The organism is Micromonospora sp. WMMD712 (genome assembly GCF_029581295.1).
GTDB lineage: Bacteria > Actinomycetota > Actinomycetes > Mycobacteriales > Micromonosporaceae > Micromonospora > Micromonospora carbonacea.
Map to the genome: position 1 here is coordinate 6,335,730 of NZ_CP120743.1, position 14,941 is coordinate 6,350,670.

Annotated in this window: 17 protein-coding genes and 1 tRNA gene; 8 read left to right on the forward strand and 10 right to left on the reverse strand. The window is 76.1% G+C overall.

Annotated elements, in window-relative coordinates:
- Window positions 1–3: 3 nt before the first annotated feature.
- Both O7633_RS27375 and O7633_RS27380 read right to left on the reverse strand, forming a co-directional pair.
- Entirely contained in the window at window positions 4–801 is a 798-nt protein-coding gene (locus O7633_RS27375; protein ID WP_282324451.1) for a DUF4253 domain-containing protein, read from the reverse strand.
- 82 nt (window positions 802–883) lie between these two features.
- Window positions 884–1,951, reverse strand: coding sequence for an LCP family protein (locus O7633_RS27380; RefSeq protein ID WP_282324452.1), 1,068 nt, complete (start codon window positions 1,949–1,951; stop codon window positions 884–886).
- 115 nt (window positions 1,952–2,066) lie between these two features.
- Here O7633_RS27380 and O7633_RS27385 point away from each other — a divergent pair, with 115 nt between their 5' ends.
- Together O7633_RS27385 and O7633_RS27390 are read left to right on the forward strand one after the other, a co-directional pair.
- Window positions 2,067–2,900, forward strand: a complete 834-nt coding sequence (locus O7633_RS27385; RefSeq protein WP_282324453.1) for a class I SAM-dependent methyltransferase — start codon at window positions 2,067–2,069, stop codon at window positions 2,898–2,900.
- A gap of 69 nt (window positions 2,901–2,969) precedes the next feature.
- Window positions 2,970–3,998 carry an expansin EXLX1 family cellulose-binding protein gene (locus tag O7633_RS27390; protein WP_282324454.1) on the forward strand — a complete coding sequence of 343 codons (1,029 nt, stop codon included), beginning with the start codon at window positions 2,970–2,972 and terminating at the stop codon, window positions 3,996–3,998.
- Window positions 3,999–4,102: 104 nt separating this feature from the next.
- Here O7633_RS27390 and O7633_RS27395 read toward each other — a convergent pair whose 3' ends face one another.
- The 4 genes from O7633_RS27395 to bcp all read right to left on the reverse strand — a co-directional run bounded on the left by O7633_RS27395 (window position 4,103) and on the right by bcp (window position 6,279).
- Complete coding sequence (locus O7633_RS27395; RefSeq protein ID WP_282324455.1) at window positions 4,103–4,654, reverse strand: GNAT family N-acetyltransferase; 552 nt, start codon at window positions 4,652–4,654, stop codon at window positions 4,103–4,105.
- A 175-nt stretch (window positions 4,655–4,829) separates the two neighbouring features.
- A tRNA-Leu gene (locus tag O7633_RS27400) sits at window positions 4,830–4,917 on the reverse strand.
- Window positions 4,918–4,998: 81 nt separating this feature from the next.
- Window positions 4,999–5,580 (reverse strand): pyridoxamine 5'-phosphate oxidase family protein, encoded by a 582-nt coding sequence (locus tag O7633_RS27405; RefSeq protein WP_278132693.1) that lies wholly within the window; start codon window positions 5,578–5,580, stop codon window positions 4,999–5,001.
- Window positions 5,581–5,802: 222 nt separating this feature from the next.
- Window positions 5,803–6,279 (reverse strand): thioredoxin-dependent thiol peroxidase, encoded by a 477-nt coding sequence (bcp, locus tag O7633_RS27410; RefSeq protein WP_074473679.1) that lies wholly within the window; start codon window positions 6,277–6,279, stop codon window positions 5,803–5,805.
- Between the two features lie 152 nt (window positions 6,280–6,431).
- On the opposite strand from bcp, the gene O7633_RS27415 reads away from it, so the two are divergent.
- Genes O7633_RS27415 through O7633_RS27430 form a run of 4 tightly spaced genes read left to right on the forward strand, consistent with a single transcriptional unit; the run spans window position 6,432 to window position 9,116 of the window.
- Complete coding sequence (locus tag O7633_RS27415) at window positions 6,432–7,151, forward strand: energy-coupling factor ABC transporter permease (RefSeq protein WP_282324456.1); 720 nt, start codon at window positions 6,432–6,434, stop codon at window positions 7,149–7,151.
- On the forward strand, window positions 7,148–7,579 hold the full coding sequence (locus O7633_RS27420; protein ID WP_282324457.1) for a PDGLE domain-containing protein: 432 nt from the start codon (window positions 7,148–7,150) through the stop codon (window positions 7,577–7,579). The genes O7633_RS27415 and O7633_RS27420 overlap by 4 nt, the downstream gene beginning before the upstream one ends.
- Window positions 7,580–7,590: 11 nt before the next feature.
- Window positions 7,591–8,361, forward strand: a complete 771-nt coding sequence (cbiQ, locus tag O7633_RS27425; protein WP_074473684.1) for a cobalt ECF transporter T component CbiQ — start codon at window positions 7,591–7,593, stop codon at window positions 8,359–8,361.
- Window positions 8,358–9,116: an ATP-binding cassette domain-containing protein gene (locus O7633_RS27430; protein WP_278132696.1), complete on the forward strand. Its 759-nt coding sequence runs from the start codon at window positions 8,358–8,360 to the stop codon at window positions 9,114–9,116. Before cbiQ ends, O7633_RS27430 begins: the two co-directional genes overlap by 4 nt.
- On the opposite strand, the gene O7633_RS27435 is transcribed toward O7633_RS27430, so the two are convergent.
- The 4 genes from O7633_RS27435 to O7633_RS27450 all read right to left on the reverse strand — a co-directional run bounded on the left by O7633_RS27435 (window position 9,106) and on the right by O7633_RS27450 (window position 12,035).
- A complete protein-coding gene (locus tag O7633_RS27435; protein ID WP_282324458.1) occupies window positions 9,106–10,236 on the reverse strand; it encodes a hypothetical protein in 1,131 nt (376 codons plus the stop codon). The genes O7633_RS27430 and O7633_RS27435 overlap by 11 nt on opposite strands.
- A complete protein-coding gene (locus tag O7633_RS27440) occupies window positions 10,233–10,949 on the reverse strand; it encodes a thioredoxin domain-containing protein (protein WP_282324459.1) in 717 nt (238 codons plus the stop codon). Before O7633_RS27440 ends, O7633_RS27435 begins: the two co-directional genes overlap by 4 nt.
- Window positions 10,942–11,463 carry a MauE/DoxX family redox-associated membrane protein gene (locus tag O7633_RS27445; protein WP_278132701.1) on the reverse strand — a complete coding sequence of 174 codons (522 nt, stop codon included), beginning with the start codon at window positions 11,461–11,463 and terminating at the stop codon, window positions 10,942–10,944. The genes O7633_RS27440 and O7633_RS27445 overlap by 8 nt, the downstream gene beginning before the upstream one ends.
- A 68-nt stretch (window positions 11,464–11,531) precedes the next feature.
- Window positions 11,532–12,035 carry a sigma-70 family RNA polymerase sigma factor gene (locus O7633_RS27450; protein ID WP_282328659.1) on the reverse strand — a complete coding sequence of 168 codons (504 nt, stop codon included), beginning with the start codon at window positions 12,033–12,035 and terminating at the stop codon, window positions 11,532–11,534.
- A gap of 368 nt (window positions 12,036–12,403) precedes the next feature.
- On the opposite strand from O7633_RS27450, the gene O7633_RS27455 reads away from it, so the two are divergent.
- Window positions 12,404–14,065 carry a copper resistance protein CopC gene (locus tag O7633_RS27455; protein ID WP_282324460.1) on the forward strand — a complete coding sequence of 554 codons (1,662 nt, stop codon included), beginning with the start codon at window positions 12,404–12,406 and terminating at the stop codon, window positions 14,063–14,065.
- A 16-nt stretch (window positions 14,066–14,081) separates the two neighbouring features.
- Complete coding sequence (locus O7633_RS27460) at window positions 14,082–14,810, forward strand: YcnI family protein (protein ID WP_282324461.1); 729 nt, start codon at window positions 14,082–14,084, stop codon at window positions 14,808–14,810.
- Window positions 14,811–14,941: the final 131 nt, after the last annotated feature.

A 14,941-nucleotide genomic window follows, 5' to 3' on the forward strand; every position in this document is an offset into this window, starting at 1 on the left:
CGGTCAGTCCCACCAGAACGACCAGCTCTGCCCGCCCCGGATCTCCTCCGCGTACGCGGCCAGTGAGCCGCTGCCCTGCCGGACGTTGTCGGGGCAGAAGGCGAGGTGCTCGGCGGCGACCCGCAGGGCGTGCTCAGGCGTGGTGGGCGGGGCAGCCACGCTGAGGTGGAGGGTGTCGAAGCCGACCCCGACCACCAGCGCGCCGAAGCGCTCCGCCCAGCTGCGCAGCACCGCCGTGAGCTGGCCACCGGAGTCGAGGTGGTGCACCGGCCCCCGCCAGCCGGTGGCGGCCGGCGCGTCCGCGCCGCCGGCGGCCGGCACCAGCCCGAGCCGGGTCTCTCCGAGGTATTCGGTGTCGCTGAGCAGGAAGTCCGCCAGGTCGTCGGCGACGTCGCCGGCCGGCTCCTGCGGCTCGCCGGGCGCGGCCAGGCCGGGCCAGCGCCGGCCGAACGGGGCGGTGGCCTCGGCCAGCTCGGGGTCGTCGTCCTCGGACACGCAGCCGTCCCACCAGTGCGCCAGCAGCTCCGCCGGGTCGTGGCCGCCCCGGGGTGGCCGGCGGGCCGGGGCCACCTCCCCGTCGACCCAGGGGCGGTGCGGCTGGCCGCCCAGGCCGCTCAGCAGCAGCGGCCACAGCCCGGTGCCGGGGTGGTCGCGCCGGAACCGCGCCCACATCTCGGACTCGGCGGCAGCGTCGCTCAGCCAGTAGCGCGGCGGGCCGCCCGCCTGCGGCGTGATCAGGCGGCCGGGGGGCAGCTCGCCGGCGGGCAGCGCGCCCAGCAGCCGGGACAAGTCATCGGACACGGCGGCAGCCTACGGACCGGGTCCGACGTTCCCGGGTCGGGACCGCGCACCGGCCCGACCCGGGAACAGGCGGGACTGCCGGTCACGAGCCGGCGGCGACGATCTCCTTGACGGCGTCGCGGCGGACGGCGTCGTAGAGGGTGCGCGCCCGGCGGTCGTCGGCGAAGACGACGCTCTCGCCGCCGACGGTGCCCGTGCCCCGGCTGGGCGAGGTGAAGAAGAACAGGTTGCCGCCGCGCAGTCCGCGCAACTGGGTCGCCATGTCCAGCAGCGACATGCCCCGGTCGACGGAGACCGAGTCGGAAGTGGCCCGCACGAACGCGTTGAGCCGGCCGGGGTTGGCGAGGATGCCGCCGGACGCGGCCCGGTCGAGGATCGCCTTGATGACCTGCTGCTGGTGGCGGATCCGGGCGAAGTCGCCGTCGGCGAACTGCTTGCGCTGCCGGGCGTAGTCCAGCGCCGTCTCGCCGTCCATGAGCTGCGGCCCCTGCCGGAAGGTGCGGAACGGCGGGTGGATCGAGGTGAACGTCTTCTCCGAGGTGATCTCGACCCCGCCGAGGGCGTCGATGATCTCCCGGAACCCCGCGAAGTCGACGAGCACCACGTGGTCGATGCGGACGCCGGTGAACTGCTCCACCGTCCGCACCATCAGCGGCACCCCGCCCCAGGCGTACGCGGCGTTGATCTTCGCCTCCCGGCCGCCGTGCCGGCCGTCGGCCGAGCGGGGGACCGGGACCCAGGTGTCCCGGGGGATCGAGATCAGCTCGGCGCTCGACCGGTCCTTCGGCAGGTGCGCCACGATGATCGTGTCGGTGCGCGACCCCTGGGTGCCGTCCGGGTCCCGCGAGTCGCTGCCCAGGACCATGACGTTCAGCGCGCCCCGGGCCGCCGCCGCCGGCCGCTCCTGCTCCGGCACCTCGGCGAACGCGTCGACCCGGTCGACGCCCCGCTCCACCGACCGCAGCCACAGCGCCCCGGCGACCGTGCCGCCCGCGCCGAGCAGCACCACGGCGAGCAGCGCCACGAGCGCGATCCGACCCCACCGGCGGCGCTTCGGGCGCGCCCCGGCGCCCTCCGGCGTGGACGCTGCGGCGGGCGGGCCGGGCGGGCCGCCCGGGGTCGGTGCGGCGGCCTGCTCGGGACGGGACATGGCGGCGATGCTATCGACGCGCCGCGCCCCGCACGTGCCCGTTCCGGCCGGTCCGGGGCCGGGCGACGGTGAAGTTCGCCACCCGTTGTTTCCCCGGACCTGGTACAACCCTCCCGTGGACGCAACGAAGCTCCGGCGGGCCGTCGCCCGCACCCGGCTCGCCTCGGTCGCCGCCTTCCCCAAGCGGCTCGCCCGGGTGGCCCGGCACGACGCCAGGGTGCTGCGCGCCTCCGCCCGCTGGCTGGTCACCTCCCGGGAGCACCACAACTACACGTACGAGCTGACCACGCTCAGCCGGCACCACCTGTCCTGGTTCGTCAGCGTCGTCTGCGACGTGCCGGTGGGCCGGGTGCGCGGCTGGTTTGCCGAGATCGAGGGCGACGACGAGCTGCGCCGGCACATCGAGCGGGCCACCGCCGGGGCGGCCCGCCGGGGCCTGGCCGACCGCCAGGTCCGCTACGCCCGCCGGATCGGCTGGTACGCGATGGTCCGCGCCACCCGCCCCGCGCACGTGGTCGAGACCGGCGTCGACAAGGGGCTGGGCAGCTGCGTGCTGGCGGCGGCCCTGCTGCGCAACGCCGCCGAGGGCCACCCCGGCCGGGTCACCTCGCTGGACATCAACCCCGAGGCCGGCTACCTGGCCCGCGCCGCGCCCTGGTCCGGGGTCGTTGACCTGGTGGTCGGGGACTCCGTCGCCTCGATCGGCGCGCTCGACCGGCCCGTCGACCTCTTCCTGCACGACAGCGACCACAGCCGCGCCCACGAGAGGCGCGAGTTCGACGCCGTCGAGCCGAAGCTGGCCCCCGGCGCGCTGCTGCTCACCGACAACGTCACCGCCACGAACGTCCTCGCCGAGCACGCCGAACGCACCGGCCGGCGGTTCCTCGCGTACCGGGAGACCCCGGCCCGGCACTGGTATCCGGGCGACGGCATCGGCGTCGCCTGGTGACGCCCGGCGTCTTAGCTTTGGCTTAGCCGGCTTGTCCCCGACGCCACGGGTCCGGCAGCATCGACCGGCGTGACCGACGCGAGCGCGCCCCCGGACGCCCCCCAACCCGCCGGCGGCCCCGGCCGCCGCCGCGCCCCGGGCCCCGGCCGGTCCCGCTGGCTCGCCGCCGGCGGGGTGGCCGTCCTCGCGGGCGTCCTCGGCCTGACCCTCGCCCTGCGCGCCGGGGCAACCCCGGCCTGCGCCGCCCCACTCGGTGTCGTCGCCCCGTTTGGTGTCGCCGTGCCCGCCGCCGCGCCGCCGGTCGGCGGGACCGTCCACAAGGGCAAGGCCACGTTCTACGACTCGAAGGGCGCCGGCGGCAACTGCTCCTACCCGAGCGCCCCGGCGAACCGGCTCTACGTGGCGCTCGGCCCGTCGGAGTACGCGGCCGGCGCGGCCTGCGGCGGCCACCTCGACGTGACGGGCCCGAAGGGCACCGTCCGGGTCCTCGTCATGGACCAGTGCCCCGAGTGCGCGCCAGGGCACCTGGACCTCTCCCGCGAGGCGTTCGCGCGGATCGCCGACCCGGTGCAGGGCGTCGTCTCCGTCAGCTACCGCGCGGTGGTCGACCCGCCGCTGCCCGGCCCGCTCGCGTTCCGGATCAAGGAGGGCGCGTCGCGGTACTGGTTCGCCGTGCTGGTCGCCGACCACGGCAACCCGCTGCGCGCCGTGGAGGTACGGCAGGGCGACTCGGGCGGGTGGCGCGCCGCCGACCGGCAGGACTACAACTACTGGCTGGTCGAGTCCGGCGTCGGCCCCGGCCCGTTCTCGATCCGGGTCACCGACGTCCACGGCCACCGCGTCACCGCCGGTGGCGTCCGGCTGACGCCCGGGCAGGTCCAGCGCGGCACGGTCAGGATGTACGGCGGCGCGACGGCCGGCGGTGGCCGACCGGCCACGCGCTCCGCGTCGCCCCGGCCCAGCGCCTCGCCGTCGCCCCGCGCGTCGTCGCCCCGCCCGTCGCCGTCGGCCGCCCCGGCCTCAGCCGGCCCGTCGGCCCCGGTCGCGCCCGTCGTGCCGCTCGCCGCCGAAGCGCCCGCCGCCGGCTGCCGCAACTGACCCGGCGCCTCGTCGGCGTCCCCACCTGGCCGGGGCGGGATGTCTGGCCGGCTCCGCCACCCGACACGCCGACGCGACCGCACCGCAACCGGCCAGTGATCGGACTACCGCGACGCCTGCTCGGCGTCGGGGCTGCCGGCGGTGAGGTCGAGCCACATGAGGATCTCGTCGCGGTCGTCGCCCGGGGCGACCCGCAGCGCGCCGGGCAGCCGGCCCACCTCCCGGTAGCCGAGCCGCGCGTAGAAGCGTTCCAGCCCCAGCCCGCCCCGCACCGTCACGTGCAGCGCCTGGCGACCCAGCTTCCGGCCGAGCCGTTCGGCCTCCCGCATCAGCGCCGAGCCGTATCCCAGGCCCTGCGTGCCCGGGTGCACCATCACCCGCTTCAGCACGCACCAGTGCGCCTTCAGGTCGAACCGGTTGTCGGCGAAGACCAGCACGGCCAGCGGGCGGTCGCCGTCGTAGCCGACGAGCAGCCGGTCCGGGCCGTCGACGATGCCGGCGAACGTCGCCTCGGCGACGGGGCGGACGTCGGCCGCGGTGACCGGCGGCACGAAGCCGACCGCGCCGCCGGCGTTGGTGACGTCCACCCACAGGTCGACGATCCGTTCGCGCAGCTCGGCGGTGGGGTCGGGGTCGAGGACGAAGCGCAGGCTCACCCCGTCATCCTGGCCCCGCCGCCGCCCGGGGGACGCCCGATCGTGACCGGCGCAACAGCGGGTGCCGGCCGCCCGCGCCGGAAGCCGAGGTGCGACGGGGCCGGTCGAAGTCTCGGCCGGCCCGTCGACCGCGATGATGCGCGCGACGGAAACCCTGGTGCGCGCGATGGAAACGTGGTGCGGGAGAGGGGACTCGAACCCCCACGTCCTCACGGACACAGGAACCTAAATCCTGCGTGTCTACCCAATTCCACCACTCCCGCCTGCCCGAGGAGTCTAGAGGGTTCGGCGTCCCTCGTGTTGGCGCCGTCCGGCAGGCGGACCGCCCGGGTCCGGGCCCGGGATCAGTTGACCGGGACCGGCGTGCTGTCGCTCCCGCCGTGCGCGGGGTCGTGGGCGGGCGCGTTGATCTCGACCGGCGGCGGGAAGCGGGTCACGAAGTCGCACAGCGTGAGGTGGGTCGGCCTGATGGTGATCACCGCCATGTCGGTCGTGTGCGCGCGCTTCTGCTGCTCCCAGCCCGGGGCCAGGCTCTTGTCCGCGAACATCCGCCACGACGCCTTGACGTGCACGTCCGGCACCCCGGGGTGGACCTCGATCGACGCCGTGCCGCGCACCAGCATGACGACGGGCGTGTAGTCGGAGACGGTCGGCCCGAGCTGCGCGGCGACCCTGCGCCGCACCTCCGGCGAGTACGTGTCGACGCTGAAGGAGACCTGCGGGTGCGCCGCGATCGCCCGCACCTTGTACGCGGTCGTGGGGCTGGCGAACTGGAACGCCTCGCCGTTCCACAGGTACGCGACCGGCACCGTGCGCGGGTGGCCGTCCAGGCCCACGTAGCCGAGCCGCATCGCGACCGGCGAATCCAGCAACACCTGCGCCACCGGATCGGTGTTGACCAGGTGCACGATTTCGGCGTAGTCCACAGCTGCCCCTTCCCGCCCGCGGATGCCGGCAGCCGCCCCGTCCCGGTGCCCGCCCACGGCGGGGCGGGCGATCCTCGGCGTCACCGGCCGTAGTCTGATCGCTACCAGGGAAGTATGGGTGGCGGGTGCCGCCCCGGCCATCTCGCTGCTTGCCGTCGTGCCGGGGCGCGGCCGCCTCGCCGGCGGTGTCGACCGAGCCGCGCGGGCCGGTGGCCCGGCCGCTCAGTCCAGGCCGAGGTCGCGGCGCAGCTTGGCGACGTGGCCGGTGGCCTTGACGTTGTAGAGCGCCCGCTCGATCTTGCCGTCGGGGTCGATGACGAAGGTGGACCGGATCACCCCGGTCACCGTGCGCCCGTAGGACTGCTTCTCGCCGTACGCGCCGTAGGCGGTGAGCACCGCCCGGTCGGTGTCGGCGACCAGCGGGAAGGTGATGGCGTCCCGCTCGCGGAACTTCGCCAGCTTCTCCGGCTTGTCCGGCGAGATGCCGACCACCTCGTAGCCGGCGGACCGCAGCGAGGCGAGCGAGTCGCGGAAGTCGCACGCCTGCTTGGTGCAGCCGGGGGTCATCGCGGCGGGGTAGGCGTAGAGGATCACCGTCCGGCCGCGCAGGTCGGCCAGGGAGAGGCTCTCGCCGGTGTCGGTCGGCAGGGTGAACTCGGGCGCGGGGTCACCGGGGCTGAGGCGGGCGGGCGCGGTCATGGCCGAACCCTACCGCCGTCCCGGGTCAGCCGGGCCGACCGCACCGTGATCGACGCCTCCGCACTGTTGCAAGGGATTGGCAACAGCTCATCCGTGGAAATAGGCTGGGTCGAGCCGGCGCGGACGCTCCCGCCGGGCCTGCGGGAGGTCGAGTGGAAACCCTGGCGATGCACATCTCCAACGGCATCGTGAACGGCCCGGTCGCCGCCGTCTTCGCCGCGTTCGCCCTCGCCGTGCTGACTCTCTGCGTGCTGCGCGGCCGGCGCGACCTCGACGACCGGCTCGCCCCGATGGCCGGGCTCGTCGCCGCGTTCATCTTCGCCGTCCAGATGCTCAACTTCCCGATCTTCACCGCCGGGGTGAGCGGCCACCTGCTCGGCGGCGCGCTCGCCGCGCTGCTGGTCGGCCCGTGGGTCGGCGCGCTCTGCGTGGCGGTCGTGCTGGTCGTGCAGGCGCTGGTCTTCGGCGACGGCGGGGTGGCGATGCTCGGCCTGAACGTCACCAACATGGCGGTCCTCGGCACCGCCGCGGCGTACCTGCTGATCGCCCTGCTGCTGCGGGTGCTGCCCCGCACCCCCGTCGGCCTCGGTGTGACGGCCTTCGTCTCGGCGCTGGTCAGCGTCGTGGTCGCGTCCCAGGGCTTCGTGCTCCAGTACTGGCTGGGCGGCACCACCGACCTGGGCGGCAACCTCGCCGGCCTGGCCGGCACGATGGCCGGCGTCCACCTCCTCATCGGCATCGGCGAGGGCCTGATCACCGCCACCACGGTGGTCACCGTCGCCAAGGTCCGCCCCGATCTGGTCTACGCGCTGCGCTCCCTCAGGCCGGCCGCGCCGGCCCCCGTCGTTCCGGCCGCCGGAGGTGCCCGATGAGCAAGCGTCCCTGGGGTTTCGTCGTCGGCGGGCTGCTGGTCGCCCTGCTGCTGGCCGGCGTGGTGAGCAACTACGCCTCGGCGCACCCCGACGGGCTGGACTCGTCGCTGCTGCGGGGCTGCACGGTCGACGCCGAGGGGGAGATCACGGGCGGCAGCTGCCCCGCCCAGCAGGAGCGCGACCACGAGCTGGCCGACAGCCCGCTGGCCGACTACGGCGTCCGTGGCCTCGACAACGACTTCCTCTCCACCGGGCTGTCCGGGGTGCTCGGCGTGCTGCTCACCTTCGCCGTGGGCGGCGGCGTCTTCTGGCTGCTGCGTCGCCGCGGCCCGCAGCAGCCTGCCGCCGGCGCGGCGACGGCGGAGGCGGGCGGGCGGGCCGCCGGGAGCCCGGCCGACGACGCGTCGCGCGCCGCGCGGTCCCGGTAGGCGGCCCGACGATGGGGGCCGGTCACGCGCACGTGCTCTACCGGGAGGCGACCTCCCCGGTGCACCGCCTGCCGCCGGAGGTGAAGATCGCCGCGATGGTGCTGTTCACCCTCGCCGTGGTGGCCACCCCCCGCACGGCGTTCTGGGCGTTCGGCGGGTACGCCCTGCTGGTCGCCGCCGTGGCCGCGCTGGCCCGGGTCGGGCCGGGCTGGCTGCTCAGCCGCGCGGCGATCGAGCTGCCGTTCGTGCTCTTCGCCGTCGCGCTGCCGTTCCTCGGCGCGGGCGAGCGGGTCGAGGTGGCGGGGCTGGCCCTGTCCGTCGACGGGCTGCTCGGCGGCTGGAACATCGTCGCGAAGGGCACGCTGGGCGTGCTCGCGTCGCTCCTGTTGGCCGCGACCACGACGACGCGGGACCTGATCGTCGGCCTGGACCGGCTGCGCTGCCCGCAGATCGTCACCCAGATCGCCACGTTCATGCTCCGCTACCTGGACGTGCTGGTCGGCGAGGCCCGCCGGATGCGGGTGGCCCGGGTCTCCCGGGGCGACGATCCGCGCTTCCTGTGGCAGCTGCGCGGCTTCGCCGCCGGGATCGGCGCGCTGTTCCTGCGCGCGTTCGAGCGCGGCGAGCGGGTCTACCTGGCGATGCTGTCGCGCGGCTACGCCGGCCGGATGCCGGCGGTGTGGCAGGGGGCGGGCGCGGCGAGCGCGGGGCAGTGGCTGGTCGGGGCGACGGTGCCGCTGGTCGCGGCCGGGATCGCCGCGACCGCCGTCGCCCTGACATGATCGGTGGCGTGCAGAACCCGGCTCCCCCCTCCCTGGACGTGCGCGGCGTCCGGTTCGCGTACCCGGACGGGCACGTCGCCCTGGACGGGGTGGACCTGACCGTGGCGCGCGGCGAGCGGGTGGCGCTGCTCGGGCCCAACGGCGCGGGCAAGACGACGCTGGTGCTGCACCTCAACGGCATCCTCACCGCCGCCGCGGGCACGGTGAGCGTCGGCGGGCTGACGGTGGGCCGGGACCGGGCCACCCTCGCGGAGATCCGCCGCCGAGTCGGGATCGTCTTCCAGGACCCCGACGACCAGCTCTTCCTGCCCACGGTCGCCGAGGACGTGGCGTTCGGCCCGGCCAACCTGGGCCTGCGCGGGGCCGAGCTGGCCGCCCGGGTCGACGAGGCCCTCGCGGCGGTGGGGATGGGCGGGCACCGCGACCGGGCCCCGCACCACCTGTCGTTCGGGCAGCGCCGCCGGGTGGCGGTGGCCACCGTGCTGGCCATGCACCCGGAGATCCTGGTGCTGGACGAGCCGTCGTCCAACCTCGACCCGGCGGCCCGCCGGGAGCTGGCCGAGATCCTGCGCGACCTGCCGGTGACCCTGCTGATGGTCACGCACGACCTGCCGTACGCGCGGGAGCTGTGCGACCGGTCGGTGATCCTCGACGGCGGGCGCATCGTCGCCGACGCCGACACCCGGGAGCTGCTGGCCGACCGGGAGCTGCTGGCGGCGCACCGCCTGGAGCTGCCCTACGGCTTCACCCCCTGACCGGCTCCGCCGGGGCGGGGACGGCCCGGTGGGCGGCGGCGCGGAGGCGGAGCAGGCCCGCCGCGGTGGCGCCGGCCCCGGTGGCCAGGACCAGGACGAGCAGGACCCGGGCCACCCCGCCCGGCCAGGGCAGCGGGGGCACCGAGCGGGCCAGGACGGCGACGTTGGTGACCCCGGCGAACAGGGCGAGGCACGCCCCGGCCAGCGCGAGGGCGAAGTCGGCGGCGGGGCGGCGGGCCAGCGCGTAGCCGCCCGCCGCGAGCGCGCCGAGGCCGGTGAGCAGCGCCCAGACCTGCCCGCCGAGCAGGCCCAGCAGCACGCCGCCGACGCCCGTGGCGCCCGCGTCCAGCTCCCGGCCCACGGTGAACACGATTGCGGCGACCCCGCCCACTGCCAGCGCCGCGCCGGCCCCGGCGAGCGCCCGCGCACCGAGCGGGGTGCCGGCCGCCAGCAGCCCGGCGGAGCCGACCAGCAGGAAGCCGAGCGTGGCCGCCACCCACCAGGGGTACGCGTCGGGCGGCGGCACCCAGTCGAGGGTGCCCCGGATCTCCACCGGCTCGACGCCGTCGCGCAGCGGCACTGCCCAGTCCCGGACCCGCTGCTCCCGGGTCGGGTCGGCGTGCACCGCCGCCGGCGGGGCCGACTCCTGCCAGCGGGCGCGCCGGTCGTGCCAGCGGGCCGTCGGCCCGTCGCCGACGCGCCGCCAGTCCGGGGCGGCGGCCGGGTCCGCCCGGGCGGGCAGGGCCGTGTCCCCGGCGAGGGTCCGGTTGAGGTACGTCGCCGGGGAGCGGCTGTTCTCGTAGACCCCGTCCGGCCCGACGCGCAGGTACGGCTCGCCGGTGTAGCCGATCACCTCGATCGGCCGCCCGGTGCGGTTGACCAGCTCCAGCCGCGCCCCGCCCTCCACGACGCGGGCGGTCAGCCCGGGCCGGGCCGGCGCGACGCCGGTCACCTCGGCCCGGTAGTCCGTGCCGTCGGGCGACTCCCCGCCGTGCGCGGCGGCCGGCGTCGCCGTGGCGAGGACGGCGGCCAGCCCGGCGAGCACGCCGACCAGCCGCGCGGCGACGGCCGGCCGCCGGGACCGGGCGAGGACGGCGGAGAGCGGCGCGGCGGGGGTCACTTGCCGGCCGCCGCCACCGCCGCCGAGAGGCCCGCGGGCGACCGGTCGGCGACCTCCGCGCCGTTGACCTTGACGGTGGGCGTGCCGGTGACGCCGGCCCGGCTCGCGTCCTCGGTGACGTGCTCGGTCCACGCCTTGTACGTCCCGTCGGAGACGCAGGAGGCGAAGTCGTCCCGGTTCAGCCCGACGCCCGCGCCGATGTCGACCAGCTCGTCGTCGCTCAGCCCCGCGCCGCCCTCCGGCGGCTGCTTGGCGAACAGCGCCTTCGCGTACTCCTGGAACTTGCCGCCCTTCGCGGCGCAGCCGGAGGCGGCGGAGGATCGGGTGGAGTATTCGGTCGTGGAGAACCGGTTGAGGTAGGCGACGGGGTGGAACACCACCCGCGCCTTGCCCTCGCTGACGAGCTGGTCGATCGTCGCGCCGCTGGCCTGCTGGAACTGGTTGCAGGCGGGGCAGAGGAAGTCCTCGTACAGGTCGATGGTGACCGGGCCCGTCCCGTAGGCGATGCCGGTGCCGGCCTCGGTCGCGCCCGGCGGGGCGGTGAAGGTGTCGGAGCGTTGGCTGGACCAGACGGCCCAGCCGATCCCGCCGGCGATGACCAGCACGGCGACCGCCACCAGCGACGTCCAGAGGGTGCGCTTGCGCCGGCGCTCCCGGGCGAGCTGCTCGCGGACCACGCGGGCGGCGTTCCGCTGCCCCTTGCGACTACTCATCATCGTCCTCCACCGGTGGGCCCGCGAGCCAGCCGTCGACGGAGACGGGGGTGCGGGGCCAGGTCAGCAGGAACCCGGCCAGGGCCAGGAATCCCAGGTCCCGGAGGATCTCCGGGAGGTAGCTCGGCGTCTGCCCGGCGGCGAGCTGCCCGCCGCTGCCGAAGCAGCCGCAGTCGATGGCCAGGCCGCGCGACCAGGCCGAGGCGATGCCGGCGACGAAGACCACCAGCAGGGCCGCCGAGATCCCGGCGGCCAGGCGGGTGGCCAGGCCGACCAGCAGCAGCGCCCCGAGGGCCAGCTCGACGAAGGGCAGCGCCGCGCCGATCACGGTCGCGACGTCGTACGGCATGACCTGGTAGGCGTTGACGGCGCGCCCGGAGGCGGCCAGGTCGCCGACCTTGGCCCCGCCGGCGACCAGCCAGACGGCGGCCAGGCCGAGCCGGGCGGCGACGCCGAGCCAGGGCCGGACGGCGGCCCAGCGGGCGGCCCCGGTGTGCGATGCGGTCACGCTCATTGGTCGCTGCGACCCCGACGGAGGTTCCCCGTCGCGCACGAGTTCCCGGTCACGGCCGGCGTTTCCGGTCATCCGGCGAGCGCGTCGCCGGCCGACTCGACCAGGTCGTGCCGGGCCCGGGCCACCCGGGAGCGGATGGTGCCGACGGGCACCCCCTCCACGGCGGCGGCCTCGGCGTACGACAGGCCGAGCAGTTGGGTGAGCACGAACGCCCCGCGTCGTTCGGCGGGCAACCGGCGCACCAGGTCGACGGCGCCGAGCTGCCCGGCGGGGTCCGGGTGCGGCAGGTCGGTGTGGGCGTGGCTGACCAGCCGCTCGGCGAGCCGGCGGCGGCGGACCACGACGCGCAGGTGGTCGGCGCAGGCGCGGCGGGCGATGCCGAGCAGCCAGGTGCGGGCGCTGGACCGCCCCGCGAAGGCGGGCAGCGCCCGGAACGCCCGCAGGTAGGTCTCCTGGGTGAGGTCGTCGGCGGTGTCGGGGTCGACCAGCGCGGCGGCGAACCGCCACACCTCGGCCTGGGTGGCCCGGACGAACGCCGCCTGGGCCGCCGGGTCGCCGTCGCGGGCGGCCAGCGCCCAGCCGGTCGCCGGGTCGGCCCCGCGCGGGGCCGCCGGGTCGGGGACACGACCACCCGCCGGGTCGTTGGGACCGTCGGCGGCGGGCTCGCGCGGCGCGGGGATCACGTCAGACCACGGTACGCGGCGTGCCGGTGACCGGCAGGGTCCTTCGACCCTTCCGATGACGTGGCCCACTCCGGGAACTTTTCCGGTGCCCCGCCCGACCATCCCCTCATGACTTGCGACTACGTCCGCGTGGCGCCGTCGGCGCGGCCGGACGGCGCGGACCCGCAGGCGTCGGCGACCCCGGGAAGCGCCGGCGGCGCGCCCGAGGGCCGGGCGGGGCTCGCCGACCGGCCCGTTCATCGGCGAGCATGGCCGGCATGACTGCTGCCACTCTCCGGCCCCCCCGCCGGCTCGCGCGCCTCGGCACGTTCGCCGGCCTGCTGGTCACCGTCGTCGCCCTGTTGTTGGCCCCGGCCACCCCCGCGAGCGCCCACGCGGTGCTGGTGAGCAGCAGCCCGGCCGCCTCCGCCGTGGTGCCGAGCGCGCCGTCCGAGGTGGTGCTGACGTTCAGCGAGCCGGTGCGCAAGGTGGCCGGGAAGATCCGGGTGATCGCCCCGGACGGGGCGCGGGCCGACCGGGGCGAGCCGTCCTTCACCGACACCGTGGTGACCATCCCGGTGGACCCCTCGGCGGGGCGCGGGACGTACCTCATCAGCTACCGGGTGATCTCGGCGGACAGCCACCCGATCTCCGGCGCGTTCACCTGGTCGGTGGGCGCGCCGTCGACCCCGCCGACGGACAGCGGGTCGGACACCCGGGCCGACCCGGTGGTGGAGACCGGCGTCAAGGTCGCCAAGTACCTGGGCTACGCCGGCCTGCTCCTGCTGGTCGGCCCCGCGCTGGTGCTCGGCGCGCTCTGGCCGCGCCGGCTCGACCGCCGCGGCCCGGCCCGGCTCGCCTGGACGGGGGTCGGCGTGCTGGCGTTCGCCACCGTGGCCGAGCTGTGGCTCCAGGTGCCCTACACCGCCGGCGGCGGGCTGTTCGACGTGACCGGCGCGGGCTTCGCCGACGTGCTCGGCAGCACGTACGGCACGGCGCACCTGGTCCGGCTCGGCCTGCTCGCGGCGGCGGCGTTCCTGCTCCGCCCGCTCTTCGCCGGGCCGGTGGGGCGCACCGACGCGATCATCCTGGCGGTCCTCGGCGGCGCGGCGCTGTTCACCTGGCCGCTGGCCGGGCACCCGGCGGCCTCGCCCGCGCCGGCGGTGTCGGTGGTGGTCGACGCGGTGCACCTGGGCAGCATGGCCGTGTGGCTGGGCGGGCTGGTGATGCTCGGCGGTTTCCTGCTGCGCCTGGCCGACGAGCGGGAACTGGGCGCGATCCTGCCCGTCTGGTCGCGCTGGGCGGCGCTGTCGGTCGCGGCGCTGCTGCTCGCCGGCACCGTGCAGGCGCTGATCGAGGTGGCCACCCCGGCGGCCCTGGTCGACACCACGTACGGGCGGCTGGTGCTGGCCAAGATCCTGCTGTTCGCGCTGGTGATCGGCGTGGCCGCGTACTCCCGGGCGCTGGTGCGCCGGCGCACCGCCGCGGCCCACCCGGCCCCGGTGCGCCGGGCGGTCTGGGTCGAGCTGGCGATCACGGCCGTGGTGCTCGGCGTGACGGCGACCCTGGTGCAGACCCCGCCGGCCCGCAGCGCCGCCGAGGTGGCCGGCACGCCGGACAACTTCTTCACCACCACGCTGTCCAGCCCGCTCTACTCGCTCCAGGTGGAGCTGGACCCGGCCCGGCGGGGCAACAACTCGATGCACCTGTACGCGTACACGTCGGACAACCGGCCGCAGCCGGTGGCCGAGTGGAAGGCGACCGCCGCGCTGCCGTCGGCGGGGATCGAGCCGATCGAGATCCCGCTGCTGCCGCTGACCGACAACCACGCGTCCGGGGAGATCAACCTGCCCGCCTCGGGCGACTGGCAGTTCCGCTTCACCGTCCGCATCTCGGACATCGACCAGGCCACGGTGAGCGCCACCGTGCCGATCCGTTGACGAAAGGTAGTCCCCCATGCTCCGTCACCGCCGTTCCGTAACCGCCGCCGCCCTGGCCCTCGGCGCCGTCGCCGCCGCGGTGCTCGGCGTGGCCGCGCCCGCCTCGGCGCACGTCTCGGTCAACCCGAAGGAGGCGACGCAGGGCGGCTACGGCCGGTTCGCGTTCCGGGTGCCGAACGAGAGCGACGAGACGTCGACGACGAAGGTCGAGGTGGTGCTGCCGGAGAACGCGCCGGTCGGTTCGGTGTCGACGATGCCGGTGCCGGGGTGGACGGTGGCGGTGGAGAAGCGCAAGGTCGACCCGCCGGTGCAGGTGCACGGCAGCGAGGTCACCGAGGCGGTGGCGAAGATCACCTGGACGGCGACCGGCGACGCGGCGGTGAAGCCGGGCCAGTTCCAGGAGTTCCCGGTGTCGATGGGGCCGCTGCCGCAGGTGGACACGATGGTGTTCAAGGCGCTCCAGACCTACTCGGACGGCACGGTGGTGCGCTGGATCGAGGAGCCGGCCGCCGGGGCCGAGGAGCCGGAGAAGCCGGCCCCCGTGCTCACCCTCACCGCCGCCGCCCCGACGGAGGGCGCCCCGGCCCCGGCCGCGCCCGCTGCGGCGGCGGACGATGACGACGACTCCGACGGCGGGGCGGGCCTCGCGTTCGGCGTCGCGGGGCTGGTCGCCGGCCTGGCCGGGCTGGTCCTCGGCGGGCTCGCGTTCGCCCGCACCCGGCGGGGGCCGGCCGCGACGAGCTGACCCGGGAGACCCCCGCCCGTCGGCCCGCCGGTCCACCCGGCGGGCCGGCCCGTTTCCGGCCCCCGTCGTACGCCGTTGCTGCTGATATCGGGTCGATTGCGCCTTTTGCGCCGGTAAGGTCGGCCGAGTAC